The sequence below is a fragment of the Clostridium celatum DSM 1785 genome (assembly GCF_000320405.1).
In the GTDB taxonomy this organism is placed as follows: Bacteria; Bacillota; Clostridia; order Clostridiales; family Clostridiaceae; genus Clostridium; species Clostridium celatum.
Genome location: NZ_KB291598.1, coordinates 45,445 through 52,570, shown reverse-complemented (window position 1 = coordinate 52,570; position 7,126 = coordinate 45,445). Strand labels below are relative to the sequence as shown.

Annotated in this window: 6 protein-coding genes; all 6 read right to left on the bottom strand. The window is 25.6% G+C overall.

What is annotated here, in order from left to right; genetic code table 11:
- Positions 1 to 52: 52 nt before the first annotated feature.
- The 6 genes from HMPREF0216_RS00460 to HMPREF0216_RS00435 all read right to left on the bottom strand — a co-directional run bounded on the left by HMPREF0216_RS00460 (position 53) and on the right by HMPREF0216_RS00435 (position 7,126).
- A complete protein-coding gene (locus HMPREF0216_RS00460; protein ID WP_040418349.1) occupies positions 53 to 439 on the bottom strand; it encodes a (deoxy)nucleoside triphosphate pyrophosphohydrolase in 387 nt (128 codons plus the stop codon).
- Between the two features lie 116 nt (positions 440 to 555).
- On the bottom strand, positions 556 to 1,992 hold the full coding sequence (locus HMPREF0216_RS00455) for a deoxyguanosinetriphosphate triphosphohydrolase (protein WP_005209802.1): 1,437 nt from the start codon (positions 1,990 to 1,992) through the stop codon (positions 556 to 558).
- Between the two features lie 69 nt (positions 1,993 to 2,061).
- Positions 2,062 to 3,183, bottom strand: coding sequence for an ABC transporter permease (locus HMPREF0216_RS00450; protein ID WP_005209800.1), 1,122 nt, complete (start codon positions 3,181 to 3,183; stop codon positions 2,062 to 2,064).
- On the bottom strand, positions 3,167 to 4,315 hold the full coding sequence (locus HMPREF0216_RS00445) for an ABC transporter permease (protein ID WP_005209798.1): 1,149 nt from the start codon (positions 4,313 to 4,315) through the stop codon (positions 3,167 to 3,169). The genes HMPREF0216_RS00450 and HMPREF0216_RS00445 overlap by 17 nt, the downstream gene beginning before the upstream one ends.
- Positions 4,316 to 4,332: 17 nt before the next feature.
- Positions 4,333 to 5,262 (bottom strand): ABC transporter ATP-binding protein, encoded by a 930-nt coding sequence (locus HMPREF0216_RS00440; protein ID WP_005209790.1) that lies wholly within the window; start codon positions 5,260 to 5,262, stop codon positions 4,333 to 4,335.
- A gap of 10 nt (positions 5,263 to 5,272) precedes the next feature.
- Complete coding sequence (locus tag HMPREF0216_RS00435; protein WP_005209788.1) at positions 5,273 to 7,126, bottom strand: FAD-dependent oxidoreductase; 1,854 nt, start codon at positions 7,124 to 7,126, stop codon at positions 5,273 to 5,275.

Here is a 7,126-nt window from a genome sequence, read left to right as displayed (position 1 = left end):
TTGTTGCCCATGCTGGGCACACACAAAAAAGAAATTAAGCAATATTTATTGCCTAATTTCTTTTCTTGATAGCTTCAACTATATCAATATCTGCTGGAATCCACTTTTGATTATCTAATTCAGCTATAGTAACCCATTTTGCATCATTATGAACCTTTAAATTTAATGTTCCTCCACATATTTCACAAGTATAACAATGCATCGTTAAATAAAATGTTTTATAATCATACTCTACTGTTGTTAAGTATTCCAAATTGTTAATGTCTAATTCTAACTCTTCCTTTATCTCTCTTATTAAAGCCTCTTCTTTAGATTCACCTATTTCTATCTTTCCACCAGGGAATTCCCACATATCAATAAATTCACCATAATTTCTTTTACTTATAAATATCTTTTCATCCTTTTTTATTACAGCTGCAACTACTTCTATTTTTTTCATTTGTTTCTCCTTAAAAGTCACTCTTTTCAATATCATTATTATACTAATAATACTTTAATACGATATATTTTACTCCTATTTAGGGAATTATTTATTAATATTATACACCCTTTTAATTATACTTTCATTCCTCTGATTTCTTGATAAAGATATGCTGCATAGGAATCTGTCATACCACAAATAAAATCAGTAACCAATAATAACCTTGAATACTCTTCACTACACTCTTTTTGATCTATATTATTCTCACAAACAAATCTATAATTTTTAGAAATTAAAGAATATAACTTTCCATCATACCCTTTATACGGTTTAACATTTTTATTTAAAGTAGCTGGAATAAATATATCTAATAAACTATGAATTATGTTATATCCTACAATTTCATTAGCAACTATTTTTTCATTTGTATAAACATACTCTTTAGATATATTTCTTAAAAACATAGAAATGTTTTTAGCTTTTGAATTTCCTATTAAATCTCCTTGATAATTTCCATTCATAATATCATCATAAGAAGCAAGAAACTCTTCTACAACTGAATCTTTTAAATATCTATTTAACTTGATTATAAATGATTTTAATGCATATTCGCCTGGATCTTCATACCCATATTCTTCTTTTGCTATATCATAGTTTTTTGATAAATAATATGAAAGACTTTCTTCTAATGTTTTCTCTTCATATCCTTCCGCTTTAATAAACTCCTCATATTTTGCTTTAAAAATATCATGTGATATTATCTTTTTATTAAATGAATCTTCTAAATCTCCTAAAAGGTAAGCTATATCATCAGCCGCTTCTAAAATATACACTAAAGGATTTCTACTACCCCATATATTAGTTTCATCTGCTATTTCTTTAAAAACTGAACTTTCTGATTTATAATAACCTATCTTATTTAACTTACTATTTTCTAATTCTAAAGATGAAATTGGATATTTTATAACGGAACTTAATACTCCTGTTGTTAAATTCATACCATATCTATCTATAACAAAATGAAGCTTTGTTAAAATTCTTAACCCCTGTGCATTACCTTCAAAATTCAATAAATCTAATGCTTCTTGATTATCTAAATTAAATTTATATTTATCATAGCTAAAAGTATAAGTATTATCATCATTTTTAAACAACTTTTCTTCAAACCACTCTCTAATAGCAACTTCTCCAAAATGTCCAAAAGGAGGATTCCCTAAATCATGTATAAGCCCTGCACATGCTAAGATATTACTCATATCTTCTACCATTGCAGCATTAACTTTGTCATCTGATTTAGCTGTAATTTCAATTAATTTATATCCAATACTTATAGCAAGAGACTTTGCAATAGAAGATACCTCTAAAGAATGTGTAAGCCTTGTTCTAACAAAATCCAATTTCTCTAAGGGAAATACTTGAGCCTTATCTTGAAGTCTTCTAAATGATGCACTAAATAAAATTCTATCATAATCATTTTCAAATTCATCTCTACAGTCTAATGCTTTTTTAGTACTTTTATAATCCCTAATACGGTTTTTATTTAATATTTGTTTCCATGTAAATCTAGCCATAACTAAACTTTCCTTTAACTATATATTTTTCTATATAGTTAATTTCGACTATATTTAATATTTTTATTCTCAAACTTTAATTTTCCTTATTCTAAACATAAATAAACTTAAACTAAATAATATTAAAGATATAGCTATCATATAAAAAATATATTGATATATAGAGCTTAAGCTACCATATATCTGTAAATTTTCTATACATATATATACCCATCTCTGTGGCATTAGATTTCCTATCTTTTGCATATAATTAGGCATAACTTCAAAATCCCAAAACACTCCTGATAACATACAAGTTGGTATAACAATTAATATATTAACTGTAATAGCAACATATCTACTTCTAGTAAAGCTAACGATACACAAGTTTAAAGATATAGCTACTAAATTAAGTAACAACATAACTACTAAAAAATTATTAGTATTACTCATATTAAAATTCAAATTTAATAATTTGCAAAGTCCATAATATATAATACTACTTATAGAAGATAGTAAATAAAATACTATAATCAAAGCTATATAATATTTATATTGTTTTATACCACTAATAAAAACTCTTTCTTTAGTATTATTCTCCTCATCGTCAATTAAAAAATTAACTATAGCAACACCACTTATTAATATCATCATTATAACTATTCCTATAGAATTTTCTATTGATGGTCTACCATCATTAGCTTCATTCAAATTATATTTAATTAAATTTTCTTTATAGGCTTCATTTTTTTCTTTAAATTTTCCTATATCTTTATCACTTATTTTAGCTATCAAATTTAAATTGTTTACTTTCGATTTTATAATTGATATTAAAGTTTCTTTAACATCACTATTTGAAATTGATTTAATGGTAATTTTATCCTCTTTTAAGTTTAGAATATTATAACTAAAATTATCTTCTATTATAACTGCTATTTGTATTTGGTGAGATGCAAGTAACATTTCATAATTATCCTTACTTATATCTACCACATCTACATCTTCTATATTATTTATAGTTTCTATTATCTCATTTGATATATAATTATTATCTGTATCAACTATTCCTACTTTATAAGTTATATCATTTCCAAAGGCAAAACTAAAAAATATTAGAACAATTGCAGGAGCTAATATCCCCATAACAATAAAACTTTTTTTCTTTAGTAATAACTTTATGGTATTTAATATTATCTCAAGCAATATTATCACCTGCCTTTAAGTTACTGCTAATAATAGATATTGCTAATAATATTAAAGATAATTCTAAAGATATAACTATTGATATAATTGAATAATTGGTACTAATTCCAGAACTTAAGCTTAATAATGATATGTTTGCCCAATAGGTAGGTGTCATTTGACATAATATATTAGTTATTTCATTTGCTCTTATTAATGATATTGGAACATATGCTCCACCTAAAAATCCTAAAATTATTAATAGTGTATTTATTACACTAGCTGCAGTCTTACTATCTTTAAATACCAAACTAATAGTTACTCCTAAAATTGAACTAAAGACTATTAGAGATATTAATACTATTATTATTTCTCTTATATTTTCACCCCAATTAATATGTAGAAAAAATGTGCTAACAAAATAAACTACAACTATTTGAATTATTCCTACTATTAATCCTAATGTAATTTTTGATAATATAATGCTAAAATCGCTTGCTTTAGATACCTTTAATCTCGTTAATGTATTTTCAAAGCTTTCATTATAAGCTGACACGCTAGTTATTTGTGATATATAAAGTATTATCAATACAAGCTCTGCAAAAGTATAATAAGTAAATGAGTTTATCCCTTTGCTATCTATTCCTTCTTCACTTACTATAATATTACCTTCCTCTTTTATCACATCATTTATAATGCTAGGATCTTCTTTTACTACAGTATCTATCACTGCATACCTTTCTAAATATTCATCAAAGACACTTCTAAATATTTTTTGAGCTGTACTTTCCTTTTTTTCACTTCTATAAAAATTATATTTATCTTCATATATACTAATAAAAGCTAGTCCTAAAGAGTTATTAACATTATTTTTACCTTCACTTTCATTTAATATCTCTTCAAATTCTATTTTCATATTTTTTTCACTATTTTCCTTGAAGCTCTTAAAAATCTGTAAATATCTATTTTCCTCACTTACATCATTAACTTTATAATAAACTTTTTCATTTTCAAATATATTCTTATCAACATTCATAAGACCATTTAATGAAAATCCCATTACAACTATGAGCACTACTGGAAATATAAACATTGTAGCTACATTAGATTTGTCTCTAAAAAAATGTAAAATTTCTTTCTTTATTAAACTAATTAATATCATATTTAACCTCAGTTACATCAATCTCTTAATTGCTTTCCTGTTAATGTTAAAAATACATTTTCTAATGTTGGAACTTCACTTTTTATATTTTCTATAACTCCACTATTATTAGATATTATATTTATTATATATGGAATCACATTTACCCCTTTTGAATAATAACATTTTATTTCCTTATCATTTACTTCTACTTTTTCAATACCATCTATTTTACTTATATGTTTTTTTATATTATAAATTTCTTTTCGCAGATGTATTGTACATATATTTTGCTTAATTATACTTGATTTTAAATGCTCCTTAGTTCCCCTTGCTATTATCTTTCCATTGTCCATAATTGAAATATTATTGCATAGATCATCTATTTCTTCCATATAGTGAGATGTATATATTATTGTAGCTCCTTCTTCATTTAACTTTTTCACTGATTCTAAAATATGATTTCTTGACTGTGGGTCTATACCAACAGTTGGCTCATCCATTATTATTAATTTAGGACTATGCGCTATTGCACATGCCATATTTAATCTTCTCTTCATTCCACCTGAAAATTCATTAGATTTTTTATTTTCAATATCTAAAAGTCCAACAAATTCTAATGCTTTATTTACTCTTCTTTTAAGCTCCTTTCCCCTATAGCCATATAAAGAGCAAAAAAATGATACATTTTCTCTTGCTGTAAAATCATGATATATGGCAATATCTTGTGGTAATAATCCAATATTTTTTTTATATTTATTTATATTTGTTTCTCTTTCTTCAAATATTATTTTTCCAGAAGTTATTTTTTCAAGTCCTGATATAACCTTTATTAAGGTACTTTTACCTGCTCCATTAGGACCTAATAATCCATATATTTCTCCTGTATTTATTGATAAATTTATACCTTTTATTGCCTCAAAGTCATTATACTTTTTATGCAAATTTTCAATCTGAAGGATGTACATAATATAACTCCTAAAGCTTACTATTTATTTCCCTTATACTTACTTCTTTTGCAAAACCTTTTCTAACACAATGATTTTCACATTCTTTACTTTCACAATTTAAACATGGATTAATATCATAATCCTTTAATAAATTTTTAGCTCCATAAAAATTTCCTACTGCAACTCTTCTATTTATATCTCTTATAGGCATGTTATATTTACATGATTTTTCACAAGATGGCTTCTCACAAAATTGACATTTTAACGCTAATTTAGCTAACTTATCTTCCTCTTCATTTTTTCCTATTTTTATTTGATTATATTCAAAAGGCTTTTTAACTATATTCACATAGTTTTTCATATTTTCTTTATACTCAAACTCCTCCATGCCTAACTCCCTTAGTATAAGGTTTGCAGCACTAATTCCTGAAATAGTAACAGCTGGTGTTCCAGTACCCATAACTGTTGATTCTCCACAATTAAAAAGACTATCTACTTCACTCTTGCTTTTTAATCTTTTCATCATATGCTGTCCTAGCTTTTGTTTAGGTCCTGCTACACTTCCCTTCTCCTTTAATGCATATCTATTTAAAGTAGTAGGCGTACTAATTTCTACATGGCATAAATTTTCTTTAAAACCTGGAAATCTTTTTTCTAAAACATCTAATACTCTATTTTTTTCAACTTCCTTCATTTCTCTATATTTTTCAGTACTATAATTATTTTTAAACCCCTTTGGCCATTCTTTAAAAGTAGGGCCTATTGCCATAATAGTATGATATCCTTTTTTACATAAAGTTTTATCATCTATACTTAAAATATAAACAGTTATTTCATCTTCATCTAACTTAGTTTTATCACCAATTAACATTTCAATTGGTAGTGTTCCTTTTGGAATTGCTTCTTCTTTTACAAGTGCAAATAATACTACAGATGGATATGATGGTTCTAAAGAATTTACCCAATTTTTAATATCTTCACTTACATTCTCTTTTAATAACTTATTATATAAATTCCATACAGTACCTGAATTAACAATATACTTAGCACTTATATTAGTTTCATTATCTAATTTGACTTTAATTGCTCTATTATCTTCTACTATTATTTCTTCTACCTCTGTGTTGTAGATCATATGACCATTATTTTCTTCTATTACTTTTTCTAATTTTCCAATTAAATTTAATGTTGAACCTGCTGGATAATAGCTACCACCAAAATGATTATCTACAAACATTATAGAAGATAATATTGCTGGAGTTTCTTCAACATTTGTATAACAATATGTTGATGTTAATTTGTCAAAGAAATCAAATACATTTTTATCTTTAAAATATTTTTTTAATATACTTTTAGTGTTTTTATTCATATATCCTAGAAATCGTATATACTCAATTGGGTGTTTTAAAAGTGATTTTAACCCCTTTTCTTTTTTCATTGCATCTGGTGATATAAAGGCTGGATTTTCTGCTATTATTTTAATATATTGATTTGATAAGTCTGTATAAAATCTTTTAAAATTCTCTTTTTCATTAGGAAAAACTTTTACAAGTTCTTCTATGAACATATCTATATCTTCATAAAAAACTATTCTATGTTCTCCAAAATTAATAGCATAAAGTTCATCATGCTTTATTATGTCTATGGGTTCTTCTAATGCATTAAATACAAATCTATGTGGACTAAAGCCCCTATCATTAAATCCATATATCATTGCTGCTCCCTGCTCAAAGACTACATCTTTTCTTTTAAATATTCCACAAGAACCACCTGGCTTATATTGTGCTTCTACTACACACACCTTTAAACTTCGTTTTGCTAATAAAGAAGCTGCTGTAAGACCTGATAACCCTGCCCCTATTACAATAACATCATACTCCAT

What these genes read in the sequence shown, in the direction of transcription:
- HMPREF0216_RS00460 (WP_040418349.1), bottom strand. Translation starts at nt 439, where the DNA reads ATGAAAAAAATAGAAGTAGTTGCAGCTGTAATAAAAAAGGATGAAAAG.
- HMPREF0216_RS00455 (WP_005209802.1), bottom strand. Translation starts at nt 1,992, where the DNA reads ATGGCTAGATTTACATGGAAACAAATATTAAATAAAAACCGTATTAGG.
- HMPREF0216_RS00445 (WP_005209798.1), bottom strand. Translation starts at nt 4,315, where the DNA reads ATGATATTAATTAGTTTAATAAAGAAAGAAATTTTACATTTTTTTAGA.
- HMPREF0216_RS00440 (WP_005209790.1), bottom strand. Translation starts at nt 5,262, where the DNA reads ATGTACATCCTTCAGATTGAAAATTTGCATAAAAAGTATAATGACTTT.
- HMPREF0216_RS00435 (WP_005209788.1), bottom strand. Translation starts at nt 7,126, where the DNA reads ATGGAGTATGATGTTATTGTAATAGGGGCAGGGTTATCAGGTCTTACA.